At 36.0% G+C, this 16,150-nt stretch carries 13 protein-coding genes; 6 read left to right on the forward strand and 7 right to left on the reverse strand.

Translation table 11 applies throughout. The annotated features are described in order from the left end of the window. Nucleotides 1–615 precede the first annotated feature (615 nt). Nucleotides 616–1,017 (forward strand): DUF3888 domain-containing protein, encoded by a 402-nt coding sequence (locus tag D2K40_RS14540; RefSeq protein WP_117157067.1) that lies wholly within the window; start codon nt 616–618, stop codon nt 1,015–1,017. A 138-nt stretch (nt 1,018–1,155) separates the two neighbouring features. Here the strand turns inward: D2K40_RS14540 and D2K40_RS14545 are convergent, their stop codons facing one another. The 4 genes from D2K40_RS14545 to D2K40_RS14560 all read right to left on the reverse strand — a co-directional run bounded on the left by D2K40_RS14545 (nt 1,156) and on the right by D2K40_RS14560 (nt 6,052). Then, nucleotides 1,156–1,851 (reverse strand): ABC transporter ATP-binding protein, encoded by a 696-nt coding sequence (locus tag D2K40_RS14545; protein WP_117157068.1) that lies wholly within the window; start codon nt 1,849–1,851, stop codon nt 1,156–1,158. Continuing rightward, complete coding sequence (locus D2K40_RS14550) at nt 1,851–3,491, reverse strand: ABC transporter permease (protein WP_117157069.1); 1,641 nt, start codon at nt 3,489–3,491, stop codon at nt 1,851–1,853. Before D2K40_RS14550 ends, D2K40_RS14545 begins: the two co-directional genes overlap by 1 nt. Before the next feature lie 106 nt (nt 3,492–3,597). Next, nucleotides 3,598–4,653 carry a Fe(3+) ABC transporter substrate-binding protein gene (locus D2K40_RS14555; RefSeq protein WP_117157070.1) on the reverse strand — a complete coding sequence of 352 codons (1,056 nt, stop codon included), beginning with the start codon at nt 4,651–4,653 and terminating at the stop codon, nt 3,598–3,600. Between the two features lie 211 nt (nt 4,654–4,864). Further along, complete coding sequence (locus D2K40_RS14560; protein WP_117157071.1) at nt 4,865–6,052, reverse strand: YecA family protein; 1,188 nt, start codon at nt 6,050–6,052, stop codon at nt 4,865–4,867. A 320-nt stretch (nt 6,053–6,372) separates the two neighbouring features. On the opposite strand from D2K40_RS14560, the gene D2K40_RS14565 reads away from it, so the two are divergent. The 3 genes from D2K40_RS14565 (at nt 6,373) to D2K40_RS16730 (ending at nt 11,253) form a co-directional block, all read left to right on the forward strand. Beyond that, nucleotides 6,373–10,674 carry an AAA domain-containing protein gene (locus tag D2K40_RS14565; RefSeq protein ID WP_117157072.1) on the forward strand — a complete coding sequence of 1,434 codons (4,302 nt, stop codon included), beginning with the start codon at nt 6,373–6,375 and terminating at the stop codon, nt 10,672–10,674. A gap of 87 nt (nt 10,675–10,761) precedes the next feature. Then, nucleotides 10,762–10,869: a YjcZ family sporulation protein gene (locus D2K40_RS14570; RefSeq protein WP_117157073.1), complete on the forward strand. Its 108-nt coding sequence runs from the start codon at nt 10,762–10,764 to the stop codon at nt 10,867–10,869. A gap of 249 nt (nt 10,870–11,118) precedes the next feature. Further along, nucleotides 11,119–11,253 (forward strand): hypothetical protein, encoded by a 135-nt coding sequence (locus D2K40_RS16730; RefSeq protein ID WP_268237334.1) that lies wholly within the window; start codon nt 11,119–11,121, stop codon nt 11,251–11,253. Nucleotides 11,254–11,349: 96 nt separating this feature from the next. On the opposite strand, the gene D2K40_RS14575 is transcribed toward D2K40_RS16730, so the two are convergent. After that, on the reverse strand, nt 11,350–12,096 hold the full coding sequence (locus D2K40_RS14575) for a hypothetical protein (protein ID WP_117157074.1): 747 nt from the start codon (nt 12,094–12,096) through the stop codon (nt 11,350–11,352). Nucleotides 12,097–12,242: 146 nt separating this feature from the next. Here D2K40_RS14575 and D2K40_RS14580 point away from each other — a divergent pair, with 146 nt between their 5' ends. Continuing rightward, nucleotides 12,243–12,674, forward strand: coding sequence for a DUF2935 domain-containing protein (locus D2K40_RS14580; RefSeq protein ID WP_117157075.1), 432 nt, complete (start codon nt 12,243–12,245; stop codon nt 12,672–12,674). 107 nt (nt 12,675–12,781) lie between these two features. Here the strand turns inward: D2K40_RS14580 and D2K40_RS14585 are convergent, their stop codons facing one another. After that, the gene (locus tag D2K40_RS14585; RefSeq protein WP_117157076.1) at nt 12,782–13,420 is read right to left on the reverse strand and encodes a hypothetical protein; all 639 of its coding nucleotides are present in this window, start codon (nt 13,418–13,420) and stop codon (nt 12,782–12,784) included. A 180-nt stretch (nt 13,421–13,600) separates the two neighbouring features. Between D2K40_RS14585 and rbsK the strand changes: the two genes are divergently transcribed. Beyond that, nucleotides 13,601–14,485 (forward strand): ribokinase, encoded by an 885-nt coding sequence (gene rbsK / locus D2K40_RS14590; RefSeq protein ID WP_117157077.1) that lies wholly within the window; start codon nt 13,601–13,603, stop codon nt 14,483–14,485. A 107-nt stretch (nt 14,486–14,592) separates the two neighbouring features. Here the strand turns inward: rbsK and D2K40_RS14595 are convergent, their stop codons facing one another. Then, nucleotides 14,593–16,149, reverse strand: coding sequence for a proton-conducting transporter transmembrane domain-containing protein (locus D2K40_RS14595; RefSeq protein ID WP_117157078.1), 1,557 nt, complete (start codon nt 16,147–16,149; stop codon nt 14,593–14,595). Between the last annotated feature and the right edge of the window lies 1 nt (nt 16,150).

The raw sequence follows: 16,150 nt of genomic DNA on the forward strand, positions 1-16,150 counted from the left end.
GAAATGGGGACTTAAGGATATGAACATCCTCTACCAGATAAGATACTCAAAAGGTTGAACCGCCGTATACGGATCCGTACGTACGGTGGTGTGAGAGGTCGGGGCTGTGAAGCCCCTCCTACTCGATTTCGGTTTGTGCTGTTCCCCAAGGAGTCTCCGTGTATTTCCTCCGCCTGTGTTCATCATCCTGTGTAAAAGGCAGTTTATTTTCTAATTTTTAGTAGAAATTCAAAAACTTCATTGATATAACTTTTCAATACGTACAAGATTTGGTGAAAGCAAACAATTATGCGCTATATAAGCGAAGGTAACAAATGGGTGACACTCTAGCAGGAACAGCACGGGCTGAAAATCCACTCAGTAAAGCGTCTTTTGCTTTGCTGAGTTAGTTGAAGCCGTGCCTGCAGAAAGGGAGCCCATTTGTTTCCGTAGCGTCATTCGAGCATCGAAAGATAACAAATTTTCTGAAAGAATAGTAACTCAAGTAAATCCTGCTTATTTTAATGTTGTAAAGGACCGGGATGGGTTTACCCGGTTTTTTTTACGTATATGTATTCAACAGTGGAAGGATAATAAACCTGAGTAGTTACAAAAACTAAACTGAGGTGATATATTATGAAAAAAGCAGCGGTGATCCTTGTATTAGTAATAATTTTTGTGAGCCATCATACACCAGTTCAGTCAAAAACAATTAATGAAGCTGATACTGAGTTATGCGATACACTCAAATATGCATTAATTAATAGCTTGAGAGACCCAATAGATAAAGCAATAACTGAAATATATAGCGATGATAAAGATGCTCCAGAAGGTCTAATGTGGATTTCCTATGATACGGAGATCTTAAAGATAAATCAGCTTTATGGAGTAGGCGGGGAATATGAAATCACGTTAAAAGTAAAACCTTTTTATCGTGCACATATAACCTATGGAGAAGATCTAATTGTGGTAAACTCAGATGGTGAATTAATCTCTTATGACCATTTGAAAACATATCCAAATGTGGGTTTAAACTAGCTAAAAAAAGCCCGTCTCCAAATTTCAATAGTTAGAAGAAAGAGCATTAAATCGCTTTGTGATTTAATGCTCTTTTCTTTGTATCTTTACTAGTTGTTGCTCCAAATTGAATTACTTCGACAGATTCATGAGGTGCTGTTATAACTCATTAACAGAAGCGAGCATATCACAAGGTTTTCCTGATTTTTCAATTTTACCTTCTTGTAAATAAATCATATTATCAGCTATTGCGCGTGCATCATTTTGATCGTGGGTAACAAATATAGATGTAATCCCGGTTTTTTTTAATATCTTTCTTAACTCTTCTCTGATTTTGTAATGCAAATTAGCATCTAAATTACTAAACGGCTCATCGAATAATAGTAATGATGGGTTAGGAGCTAACGCTCTAGCTAGAGCAACTCTTTGCTGTTGACCACCACTTAATTCATAGGGATACCTTTTGTGATATTCTGTTAAATTTACCAAGTCTAATACTTCTTCCAGACGCTCTCGTTTTTGCTTGCGATTTTTATTTAGTAAGCCAAATGTAACATTTTCAGCTACCGTCATATGAGGGAAAAGTGCATAGTCTTGGAATACCATACCAATCCCGCGCTGTTCAGGTAAAATGAATTGTGAATTATCCACAATAACCTTATTGTTAACCTTAATCGATCCTTTGGAAGGAAGTTCCAAACCAGCGATTAAACGTAGGATCGTACTCTTCCCGCTACCACTTTCACCTAAAATAGAAACAATCTCTCCCTTCTCAATAACAGTTGAAAAGTTTTTGATTGTTGGACTTTTAGCATTTTTATAGTAGAAACATAAATCCTCAATTTGAATGTACATTAGCTTGGCTCCTTATCAAGAATTTTGTAAAAGAAGAAGATTAGTAATGCGCTAATACTAATAATGAATAAAGACGGTATGGCTGCTTCATGGATTTTTTCATCACTTGCATATTGAAAAGCTTTGGTTGCTAAAGTTTCAAAATTAAAAGGTCTTAATAGTAAGGTTAATGGTAATTCCTTGATAATTTCTATCCAAGCGAGAATAAAACCACCGACTACAGCCCCTCTGATAAGCTTTAGATCTACCTTGAAAAATGTCTTTGTTACACTCATGCCTAACGTTCGGGATGCTTCTGTGAAATTTTTACCTACCTTTTCAAATCCTGCTTCAATTGAATTATAACCAATCGCTAAAAAGCGAATCACATAAGCGAAAGACAGCATTACTAAACTAGTACTTAAAAGTAAAGTTGGAGACATTCCGAGTCGGGCGTAGAAGCCAAATAAAGCTTTATCCAAGTCAAGAAACAAAGTAAGTACACCGATTGCAATTACCGCACCAGGAATCGAGTACCCTAAAATGGTAATCTTTGAAGCTATTTTGGCGAAAATGCTGTTATTTAATCGCGTGAAATTGCCAATTACCAAAGCAATGATAACAATTAACAGTGCAGAGACACTAGCTACAAGAATGGAATTACCTATTAAACTGTAAAACTCTTTACTCAAGACCTTTTCATAAGTCATAAACATCCAAAGGATAAGCTGGATAACAGGAAATAAAAATGCAAAACTAAAAATGCCAAAGCAATAGATTGTGGTTATGCTTGCTTTCCAACCTTTTAAATGATTAGGTTGCAAAGGTCTGATTTTCGAAGATGCATAACTATATTTCCTTCTACCTCTAATTATTTTTTCAAGTAACAAAATAATTAGTACTAAAAGCATCAAGGTCCCGGCCAATTTAATTGCAGACGTCAAATCTCCTAAACCAAACCAAGTTTGGAAAATGGCTGTACTAAAAGTTTGAATTCCAAAATATTTTACAACACCGTAGTCATTTAGTAGTTCTAAGATAACTAAACTAACGCCACCAACAATCGCAACTCTTGATATCGGAAGGACAATTCGAAAGAAAATACGCCAGCCGTTACTGCCAAGGATCCTAGCATTCTCAATCATAGATGCCGATTGTTTTTCCAAAAAAGCTCTGGTGATCGTGTACACATACGGAAAAAGAAATAGCGTAAAGATAAAAATAGCCCCAGGCATGTTCATGATGTCAAAATATCTTTGATTTACGCTTATATCAAACGAATTTCTGAGAGTGGATTGAATCAAACCAGTGTAGTTCAAGATTCCATGATAGGTATATGCGCCAATATAAGGTGGTATTGCAAGAGGAAGCATTAATCCCCATTTCAAAAACCTTTTAAATGGAAAATCATAAGCCGTGACTATCCAAGCTAGACTAACCCCAATTAAAGTTGTAAAAAGACCAGTAAATACCACAAGAATTAGCGTATTTATAATATATTTTTTCAACATATATTGTTTAATATGTTCCCAGTTTTCATTTGGTTCTGAGAAGAATTGTAAAATAATAGATAGATTAGGTGATAAGATTAGAATAACAAATAGAATACTAAGGATGGACCAGATATTTAGATGAATAGAGATATTTCTTATGATTCGCACCGTTGACACGTCCTAACTAGATGCAATTATAAATTTGAATGGTTATGTTTAAAAGTTTTTTTAAAAATAAAATGTCGCATCAAGTAATGATACGACATTCTATTAATTATTTCCAATCCACTTCGTTAAAAATCATCACAGCGTCTGGGTTATTTTCACCAAGGATTGTTAAATTAATATCTTGCTCCTTGAATTCTCCCCAAGATTTTAATAACTCTGAAGGTTCAACTTCTGGATTTACTGGATACTCATAGTTCGTTTCTGCGAATTGGCCTTGTGCTTCTTCACTAGATAGAAATTCAATTAATTTAATTGCATTTTCTTTATTTTTTGCATGTTTAGTGACACCTAGACCACTAACATTAATATGTGTACCAGTTGTGTCCTGATTTGGGAAGAAAATAGATAAGTTTTCTGCTACTTTCACTTCTTCAGGGTCTTCAGAGTTTAACATATTGCCAAAGTAATACGTATTTATTACAGCCAAGTCACCAATTCCAGCAGCAATTGCTTTTGCTTGATCTCTATCGCCACCTTGTGGTTCACGTGCCATATTTTCTACAATCCCTTTTGCCCAAACCTTTGCTTGTTCTTTCCCATTTAACTCGATTAAAGAAGCTAGTAATGATTGGTTGTATATGTTTGAAGAAGAACGAATTAAAACTTTTTCATTCCATTTTTCATCGGTTAGTGCCTCATAAGTGGAAAGTTCTGAAGGGTCAACACGATCAGTTGCATAGACAATTGCACGTGCACGCTTCGTAAGTCCAAACCACTGGTTATCTTTATCACGAAGATTCTCTGGAATATTTTCATTGATCGTATCACTTTCTACAGATTGAAGTAAGTCATCTGTCTTTGCTCGGTGAAGACGACCAGCATCAGCTGTAAAGAATAAATCAGCTTCAGTTGCTTCTCCCTCACGAGAAATTCGTTCGATCAATTCATCAGATTCGCCTTTGATAATATTTACATCAATACCAGTGTCTTCAGTAAATTTATCGAAAAGTACATCATCTGTTTCATAATGGCGACTTGTGTATAAATTCACTTCTTTGCTGTCGTCTGTTTCTGATTTTGTTTCATCATTCGCACATCCTGTTGCAATAAGCAAAAATGTTAGTAACAGGCTAATAACTAAAAGATGTCTGTTTCTTTTCATTTAATTCTCTCCCTTTATGTATGCTTTATATTGAAAATGATTCTCATTTAAATTATACTGATAATCATTCTCAAGTCAAGAGTTTCTAAACAAAAATATTTAGAATATTTCAAATGAAGGGAGACCAAAAAATAGGAACAAGGCAATAGAGCCTTGTTCCGTAATGTATTAAATAGGTATTGATCAAATAGCTAATCAAAATTTAATTTGGTTATTTCAAACAACACTTTTTGTATTTTTTTCCGCTCCCACATGGACAAGGTTGATTACGACCAATTTTCTTACGGCTTCTAATGTCTGCTACATTATTTTTTGCTTTTACAGCGGGACGATTTTGAGATAGATCACGAGGCATGTGTCCTTTTAATGTCCACATACGTGTATTATTAGATAATGTCATAATCTCATCTGCTATTTGCTGCTGCGATTCAAAAGAGGAAATTTCAATTGAACTCTGCAGATATTGCATCATTACAGAAGGAGAGGTTTCTGCATTAATCATATTCGTAAACTGGTATGCTATTTCATCAGCAAATTGTTCATCTAGGTCATGCTGTTTAATTAGGAATTGGATAAATTTTTTCATAGCAGGCGTTCTATCAACATAGCCTGGCTCACCAGCTTTTAAGAGTTGCTCCTTTGTAAAAGGATAAAAGGGAACACTCGGCCTTTTAGCATGTTCGGCAAGTATTTTATGCGGATCGACAACGCGTTCATCACTAAATCCAAATACGTTAGGCTTTATCTGGCCGTAAGCACTTGCTTCACCAATGACATTGAAATAGTCATGCGAATTGATATCCTGCTTTAAAATCGCTTCTATTTTAGATACTATTGATACTTCTTCTAAGACACCATAGTAATAAAGCATACCGTTTGTAAGCTGAATCCATTCTTGATTACGTTGAACAATTGCCTCGATGCGATCGTGATCTTGTTGCTTGAAAAGTTCGATTAAATCAGTTGGGATCGTTAAGATTTTTTGTTTATCATATATACCAAGGTAAATAACACCGAATTCCATTAATGCTTCCACTTTTGATAGTGGGACGTCATCTGCAAGTGCAATCCCGTTATTCTCACAAATTGATGTAACAAGTTCATATCTTTCTTGGTCTATAATGTTGAAAAATTTTTCGATGTTTTCTGGAATTAGTCGTTCAAGCTCTTTAGCAAGTGCTGCTTTATTTAAGGAGCTAATTCCTTTTAGGTTAAGTTTTTTACGAATCTTGTCCATTTGTTGTTTTGTTAACCTGTTTAAATGAACAGTAAGTGGAGCTTGTAAATCCTCAATCGCTTGAAACAAGTGTTGCTCATTTTTTTTATCTTGTTGCGCGCGAATAGACTTCGCACCTTCTATCGCATCTGTTAATAATGTCTTATCTTTAGTTGTGATCATATCAATTTCCTTCCTTTTATAATAGATTAGTTAGTTTATTCAATTGATCAGGGTACGTTTCGACCGTGAATAGTATGTTTAATACTATTCTAGCAAAAATGGATAGATAGTGACATAGCGTCTAAGAGCTAGTTTTGTCGAACGGTGATTTTATTCAAATTGACCTGTGATTCGATCAAACTTTTGCGTAATTCGATCAAAAATTCCGATTGTTCGATTAAACACTAAGAAATATATATATGTTAAAATATGAAGGGTGATAGGTTATGAATCTAACAATATTGCATGATAGATAAAATAGAGTCCAAGGACGGGATACCATGTCAGATCAAACAGCCATTGCACGTATTTTTGAATATTTGCTTGCAGTGAAGAATTTAAATGAAAAAATCCCCCGTAGTATTTCAGCGTATGAAAAAGTATGGTGGCAAAAAGACTTGCCCAATAGACAAGGGTGCTTCTTATATGGTACTGGTACGATAGAAACGGCGTGGTTAGAAGTACATAAACAAAAAATACCTGCAGCACCTAAGCCTCCTGTTCTGGTAAAGGAATGGATTGAGGATTGGGAAGATCCAACCAAACTACCGAAACGCGTTTCACAAACAGATGAAAAATTACAAGATGATCAAGAGCGTCTTAAAGTCTACAAGGATTGGTTAGAAAAGAAATGGAAGCCATGGTCAGAGGAAGCAACTACTAAATTAGCAATTCAATCGCTATATGACCAGCTGTTTACGATTTACCAACAAATCCAACGCGATGGTGATGATTTAGAAATGACCTGGGGACATGGGCTGCTGAATTGGGAGTTTGAAACAGAAGCCATCCAGCGCCATTTGTTAGTGACAAAAATGGAACTGCAATTTAGGGCGAAGAGAGGCATATTTGCGCTTGTTCCAACAAGCAAAGGAAAACAAATGGAAACAGATATGCTTTTAAACCTGCCCATTCCAAATCTGACAGAAATCATGGAGATGGATTCCCAATTAACAGATCCCGACCTGGATTTATGGAACGAGCAAGCTGTTGGGCCGTTATTGGAAGAACTGGTACATACGTTCAGTGCGAATGGAACATACAGTAATGATATTGGGCGACCAACTGACGTAAACGAGGAGCCTGTGATCACTTATAGTCCGGCAATTATTTTACGGAAAAGCGGGACAAGCCTTTGGTTAAATGAATTAAATACCGCTATTGAAAAAATTAAAAACGGCTATCCAGTACCGAATATAATTAAGCAATTAACTACTTATGATCAAGAAATCGATCTAGAGCACGCGGCAGAGAAAAAGAAAGAGTGGGAGGCAGTGGGTGGTAATCTATTGTTTCCATTAGAAACAAATAACGAGCAACGGTTGATTGCCAAAAAACTCGCGGAGCATGATGGTGTTCTGGTTCAAGGGCCACCTGGAACAGGGAAAAGTCACACGATTGCGAACCTCATCAGTCATTTGCTGGCTCATGGGAAACGTGTACTTGTGACAAGTGAAAAAGAACGGGCTTTACAAGTAATCCGAGATAAGATTCCAGAGCAAATCAGAGCGTTATGTGTGAGTGTACTTGGTGGTGATGCGCGGTCTGTCCAAGAGATTGAGGATTCTATCAAACATATTGCAGATAGTCTGGACAATAAGCAACCAGAAATTTTAGATAAAAATGTTCGAGATTTAACGAAAGAAATGGAAACAACAAAAGAGAAAATTGCAAATTGGGATGACTTAATTAATAAAATTGCAGAAAAAGAGAATGAGAAAGTCGAAATAGGTGCAGAAGTATACACCCCATTGGAGGCATCCAAATGGTTAATAGAGCATCAAGCATATAACGGCTTGCCTGACGTGGTCACACTTTCTGACCCATACCCACTTTCAGAACAAGAAAATAAAACGTTCTTTCAATTACTAGGAGAAATCACAACAGAAGAGCGAGCGTCTTTTGCTATGTATCGCCCTAGAACAAACGAATTAGTAGAACCACCAGTTTTCGAACGTGCTGCAACTGATTTTGCTGCGGTTGAACAAAAAGCAATTGAGATGGAAAAGTATATCATTGATTGGAAATTAAACGGTCTTAAGTTTACATTTTCGATTGAAGAAAAACGTGATCTTACTATAGAAATAATGGAAAAGTTAAACCATATTCGAGAAGCACCATGGCAGAAATTACTGTTACATGAATTAGTGACAGATCCGACACGTCTAGGTGTTTGGACTGATTTTTACCAAGAAACCTATGATCGTGTTGAGACGATTGAGTCGCTTACGAAGGAATTAATAGAAGATGAGATTTCTGTTGCGACCGATCAAAATACCAATCTATTAATAGAAGACCTACAAGCAATTGAAGCTAGATTAGCAGAGGATAAGTCAATAGGTTGGCTGTTTCAAAACATTGTCGGACGTAAATATAATTATATTTTTGAAACGTGTACGATTAATGGGCTTCCAATTCGTCACAAAGAAGATGTAGTAAAGATCCGAAAATATTTAGAAAAAAACGTACTGATCCAAAAGCTCGTTTTAAAATGGAACCGAACGATGCAAGAATACCAAGGACCATTGGTGGAAGAAATTCAAAATCGCTTATCTATTACAGTGAAACTTTTGTTAGATGATATGGAGAAAATTCTTACGTGGGATCGAGATGTTATCGAAAAAATTAATCCAATTCGTGACGAGGTTGGCATCCCGAAAGAGCCTGTTTGGGATTCACTTGACTGGTTTACCTTATTAGAGCAGGGGTTAACTGCTATTCTTGCACAACAAAAACGAGACGAAGCAAAGCAAATTTTTCAACAAACAATGGAGTATTTATATAAAGAGAGTTTGAATGCAAATGCGCACCCTTTACTTGATCAATTAATAGTAGCGAATCGAGAGAAGGATCCTGCGAAATGGAAAGTTGCTTGGAATGAACTGAAGCGCCTTGAAAATGCCGCAGCTCGTTTTGCACATTTTCAAGAGCTAAAGAAAAGACTGCAGGCAGTTGCGCCAGTTTGGGTAGAAGAACTAGAGCAACAAGGTGGACAAGGAAAAGTAGTAACTCCACCACTCCATCTAAAAGAAGCATGGAAGTGGCAACAGCTTTCGGCGTGGGTGGAAGAAGTGCATAACAGGCCGTCTCTTGAAGAGATTGAAGAAAACTTACAACTAGAAAAAAAGAAAGAAATACGATTAATCAAAGAACTTGTCGCTACTTCAACGTGGAAAGCACAAATCGAGCGCACAACTACTGAACAAAAAAGAAGCCTTTTTGCATGGACGAAGGCAATCCAGCGTATTGGAAAAGGTACAGGTAAATACACCGACATATACCGAAAAGAAGCGAGCAAGGAAATGGCAACAGCGCGTGGAGCTATCCCTGTCTGGATCATGCCGATTAAAAGTGTGATTGAGAACTTAGCATTAATAGAGGATCAGTTTGATGTTGTGATTGTTGATGAAAGTTCACAAAGTAATCTGTTTTCCTTAAGTGCGCTTTTACGCGGGAAAAAAGCAGTGATTGTTGGGGACGATAATCAAATCAGTCCCGAGAGTGTTGGAACTGACATTGGTGAGGTACACGAACTAATCGAAAGGTATTTATCCGATGTTCCAAATAAGCTACAGTTTGAAATGCGGACAAGTCTATATGATACCGCAAGTCGCGTATTTGATAGCAAAATTATTTTAAAAGAACATTTCAGATCTGTACCAGAAATTATTCAGTTCTCAAATGACTTTATGTATGACGGTATGATTGATCCATTACGTCTGCCACTTGGTAAAGGTGCGTTAGATCCACCAGTTAGCGCTGCTCGTGTTGAAGGTGGACACAGAAATGAAAAGACAAAAAAAGCTATTAATGAACCAGAAGCGGAAGCGATAGTAGCGGCAATCGCAAAAGCATGTGCAGATCCACGCTATCTTGATAAAACGATGGGTGTTATTTCGTTACAAGGACACGATCAAGCAAAATTGATTGAGGGCAAACTGCGCGATACAATTGGAGAAGAAGAGATGGTGAAGCGAAAATTATTATGTGGTGACGCTTATTCCTTCCAAGGTGATGAACGTGACGTGATGTACCTGTCACTTGTTGCGGCACCAAATGTCCGAATTGGTGTGATGACATCTCGCTCTGCTTACCAACGGTTTAATGTAGCTGCAAGCAGAGCACGAGATCAAATGATTCTGTTCCATTCTGTTGATTTAGCTGATTTAAATCCAGAAGGTGCAAGGTACAAGTTATTAAAATATTGCCAGAATCCAGTTCGAGCACAAGACGAAATAGGTATTGTTGACGAAAATTTTGATTCCAAATTAGAAGAAGATATTTACGGAATCATTAAAGCAAAAGGATATCGCGTTGTTCCCCAAGTTCATGTCGGAACAGTCGGTAAAAAAATTGACCTTGTTGTCGAGGGCATGCGCAATCGACTTGCGATCGAATGCGATGGTGACCACTGGCACGGCCTAGAAAAATGGAAAGAAGATATGGATAGACAGCGCGTCTTAGAACGTGTAGGCTGGACTTTTTGGAGAATCCGAGGCAGTGATTTTTATTTAGATAGAGAAAAATCATTGGAACCGTTATGGGAGAAGCTCGATGAAATGGGAATTGAAAAAATACAATAAAAAATCGTTAAGCCGTGACAAACGCCCTTCCAATTTAGCTTTAAATTAATACAGTAGTATTATACCAATTAAAAGGAGGCTAAATTGATGAGTGCAGGATACGGTTATGGTGGAGGATTTGCATTAATCGTTGTATTGTTCATCCTTCTAATCATTGTAGGAACTTCTTATGTAGGTGGCTTTGGCGCTTATTAAGATAGGTTAAGAAGCGAGGGCATTACAGGAGTGTTGACTTCTGTAATGCCCTTTTTATGTTTGAATTGCGAATTTAATCGTGATGATCGGTGAGATTCAGTGGGATTCGATCAAAAAAAGCTGTAATTCGATCAAAAATCTTGATTATTCGATCAAACCGCATAATCCAAGGTATCTGTGAGCATACATTTTATCAAAAGAGACGGGTATATTAAGGGAATCATCCTATAATAACTGGAGGGAACAAACGTGGCTAAAAAAGAAAAATTAAATGAAGAAGCAGCATTAAATAATAACTTAAGTGCCTCAACTTTGCTAATGAATGAGGATATTAAAAAAGAACATAAAAAGCCTAAGGCAGTCGACGAACAAAAAAGAAGATGAGTAATGTGCTAAACCGTTTCATGTCTGAATCACATAAAAAAAGGCTAAGTTCCATTTGAACTGAGCCTTCTAATGTTGATCTGTTATTCACATATCCTAACGGTAGTACCTGAAAAAGTCTTCTTCAAGTTGATATGACTTTCCGGTAGCTGGATCCACCATATAAAATAACTTCTCTCCTGAACCTTCCACTTCATAATGATAATTGTATTTTTTAATAAACCATTCCGATTTACCGGCGGTTGGGACTAGCTTGTAGTCTGTCGATAGAAAAGTTACTTCATCATCAGTTTCATTTTGAACGATAGCCTTGCCACCTTCATATGTAGTAGAGGGTAAAATGTAAATAAATAAAGCTGGGATTGAAACTAATAAAACAATGTGAACGATAAAATCTTTTACTTTTTCAACTTTTTGGATAAACATAAAAAATAATAATTGAATAATAAGTGCTAAAATAAATAACCATATGTCTAACAAACCGTAAATAAGAGAGTCCACTAGTTGGATAGCGATTAATTCAATCAGAATTAAAACTAGTATCAATCGTTTACCCATAGTTGTTTTTCTTCCTCTTTCATCTTTTTCTGAAAGATGATTCTTATAGTTCCATTCCATGACGAACCAAATACCTATTCCAGTAAGAATAGCCCAAGCAACAGCATCGAATAAATAGTGTGGGATTGTGTTGTTATTAATAGAGCCAAGGAAATAACTTAATAATAAACTCGATATAAAGTAAATACTTCCGGCTACCAGCAAACCATACATTAAGACGAATTTATAAATACCCATCTTTCTTGTTTTGCTCCACTTGGTAAATTGTTTTTCGTAATTAAACAAAAGCTACCAACTCCTTAAGGTTTAGCAGTTCCTTCATTTCCCATTATAGCATTAATTTTTCTATATAATTACAAATGATGCATTAAATACACACATTTTCCTAATCACCATATATTAAATTATCTGTTTAATGAGGGGGAAGCGTGATGCAGACGTATCGAAGTAATTTTCCTGTTAATATCGTATTTGAAGGGCTTTTTTGGACTGAACAAAGCATTGATCATTCTAAATTATTGATTGAAGTAACGGAAGGTTTGGAAGCTGAATATAAAGCTGGATTAAAAGAGTGGATGGAGTATTTTAAACAAATGAATGCAAGTTTCACAAATCTTGGTGAATTAATTAGCACGAGTAATCCAGCTAATCATCAAGTACTAGAAAATATTCATTATACCGTTCAACATATTTACACTCAGATGAATCATTATATCGGATTTATTAATGTACTAGGGGAGAACAGCTCGGCAATTAACAATAACAAAATCGCTACAAGTTTAATTGAGCATATTAGAAGAGAATCGGAATACTATAATGGTTTAAATAATGCATTTCTTATTGCATGTTATCAACAAATGTAAGTATTATAAAAGGCTATCTTAGGATGGCTTTTTTGTTTTGTTGGTAGGTCGTCTGTATAACTTTCTATTAATGATCATTACCTTTCTCAAACAAAAAAGCCAATGCATTACCTTAATCTCTCAACCTTTATCTTGTCATTGCTTCCAGTACTTAATTTTGATGTATCTTTTGCTAGTTCCACTAACGCTTTGCGAAATAAACTTAAATTTTTTGAGTCATACTGTAAAACCTTACTTCTAAAACGATCTATCATTTCTACTGTTGTTTGAGGGTCAAATATCGGTTTGAAACTCGCTTTATTTGGTTTCTGAATTATACTCTGTATAATTTTATTATTACGAAATATTGTTTGGTTGAGAGATGGAATGCCCTCTATAAATCCACACATTATCACACTATATTGAGCATCTAAAGAAGACCCTTCAGGAAATGTATCTACAATAAGGTCTACTACTTTTTTGTGAATTGCATTCAGGTCTTCACCTGGATCAATCAAACCATGTAACCTGTCAATTGTTTTATGATGGATATCACCTACTAACATTCCTTCAAAGCCTATTATAAAATTATCATTAAACCTATGAAGTTTTTTTACATTTTCTTTATATTCTGTCCCCGAGACCTCATGTTCCCCAGAATGTTGATTATAACTATAAACCAACTGAGAAGACATAGAATCAGCTACCATTAAAGCATAAGGTTTTCCTTCCGGTGGATATACAGCCATACCCATTAAAATTGTCATTAATTATCACCTCCAATACTATCTTCTTTAATAATTTCGACAAAATCAAATGTAATCCCTCTTTTTTATCTGCTTTCTAAGGTGTCTATACGCACCGTAAGTTATAATAACAACAGATGGCATCTATCTTAGTTGTCATGTAATCTATATAATAAAGAAGCAAATATTGGAGTGATAACGATGGATAAACCTAAAGTGACAGTAATCGGAAGCATAAATATGGATATGGTCACAACAACTAGCCGAATACCAGTAAAAGGTGAAACGTTAATAGGGGAAGGTTTTAAAATGGTTCCTGGTGGCAAGGGTGCGAATCAAGCAGTTGCCGCAGCTCGCCTAGGTGTAGATGTTAATTTTATTGGACGAGTTGGAAATGATCACTTCGGTGAAATATTAATTGAACAATTAATCAAACAAGGTGTTACCCTAACAGGTGTTGAACCGGTAATAGCTGAAAGTTCTGGTGTAGCTACTATCTTACTAGCTGAACATGATAACAGAATTATGGTTACGCCTGGTGCGAATAACCATGTCACACCAGAATATGTAGCGCGTTACACATCTATTATAAAGCAAAGTGACATTGTGTTGCTTCAATTAGAGATACCACTTCAGACGATTGAATATGTAGCGGATTATTGTAAGCGAGAGGGAATTCCAGTTATTCTAAATCCTGCACCTGCACAGCTGCTTTCTGATTCGTTGCTACGTAATGTTTCTTTTGTTACACCAAACGAAACAGAAGCACTGGCGATCACTGAAAATATCAAAGAGCACGAAGATAAGATGATCGTAACATTAGGCGAAGCGGGAGTGCGGTATAAGCTCGATCAAAAAGAAGTAACTGTTCCAGGTTTCCCAGTTGCCCCAGTAGATACTACAGGAGCAGGTGATACATTTAATGGGGCTTTAGCGGTAGCACTTGCAAGGGGTGAAGAAATCAAACAAGCAATCAGTTACGCCAATGCAGCTGCAGCATTATCTGTTCTTCATTTTGGTGCACAAGGTGGTATGCCTGATGCAGCAGCAGTTGCGAATTTTTTGAATGAGAGAAAAAAGGGGTGAATAGAATCAGTGTGATCACTGATTCGATCAAAAAAAGCCGTTATTCGATCAAAGTTTCCGGTTATTCGATCATAAAAAGCGCTAATTCGATTAAACAAGTTAGAGTATTAAAACATTAACAATAACAACAGAATTAGTAGAGCATTAGTTGCCCATAACAAATATTTGTTTAGATTTCCATCATGATAGTTACTTAACTTATAGCCTGTTGTTACAAATATTTTAGCCATTTTACGATAAATATCAAAATATGGAAGATTCACATAGCTCTTAACTAAAAATTTCTTAAATGAAATAAATACAGCAATTGACCACAGAAAGGGTTGAAATCCACTTACAACATGTTTTATATCGAAATAATGAATATCCACATGAATATTTGTTAAGTTTTCTAACAAATAAGGATGAATACCAATTAATAGCATCATAACAGTTAAAAATCCCATTCCTATTTGCATGCTGAAGGGTGGCTTTTTGGCAAAGTTTATATTACTTTTATTGAAAAATGCATAATAGATAAATTTTAAAAACATGAGGGAAGTCCCAAAACTCATCAGGTCCAAACCCAATTTTAATATTGGTTCGTGTAAAGCATCTTTAATTATTGTTTTACTCATATAGCCATTAAAAAAGGGAACTCCAGATATCCCCATAAAAGCTACCAATGTTGCGATTGAAGTTAAGGGAAGTTTACGGCGAATGATCCCCAAATTTTTAAAATCATCCTTTCCTGTCGTATAAATGACAAATCCCACTGCCATAAATAATACAGTCTTATATAATATGTGATTAACCAGATGAAAGATAGCACCTGATATTCCCGCTGCAGTACCAATACTAATACCAATAATCATATAGCCAACCTGGGTTATGATCGAATAGCTCAATAATTTACGAACCTCGTTTTGCCTTAAGGCCATTACAATTCCAAATAAAGCCGAAATAAGACCAGCATATGCCAAAATATGTATCCCAGACACCACACGAGCCATTACATATACGCCCACTTTTGTCGTATAGATCGACAAAACTACTGCAACATAAAAAGGAGCTTTGCTGTAAACCCATGGCATCCATGTATGGAAACCGACAAAGGCAAGCTTAACTGCTATTGCCATTAAAAAAAAGGGGACTCCAGCCTCTATCGCATGCAAAGATAAACTACCTGTAGCAGAATACTGTAAAAATATCCCCCATAATAAACTTAAACTACCAGCCACATGCATTAGGAAATAATAATACCCCGTTTTTTTAGTTAGATCAATTGTCATTATAATAAGAAAAGAGGAACTGATCGTCATTAACTCCCAGAAAACATATAGAGTAAACAGATCACCGGAAAAAACCACGGTCAGGGCACTACCAATAAACACAAATATTAACCTTAATTTGGCTGGGGAACATATTTTAATCATATAAATTACAGTAGCTAAGCCACCGAAAGCAAAAATTAATCCCGTTAATTTACTAATACTGTCTACGCTAAAAGGAGTTAGCGTAAGGGTGAAAAACTCCATCTGCATTCGATCACCAGGTATCAAATAAAAAGTAACGATAAGAGCCCCTGTAGCAATGAGGAAAGATATGATGTATTTGATTTTATCTTGAAAGGGTAAAAATAATAGTAAAGCACCTGTTAAATATAAAATACCTGGAGTAATCATC

The sequence above is a fragment of the Paraliobacillus quinghaiensis genome, from assembly GCF_003426025.1.
Taxonomy (GTDB): domain Bacteria; phylum Bacillota; class Bacilli; order Bacillales; family Amphibacillaceae; genus Paraliobacillus_A; species Paraliobacillus_A quinghaiensis.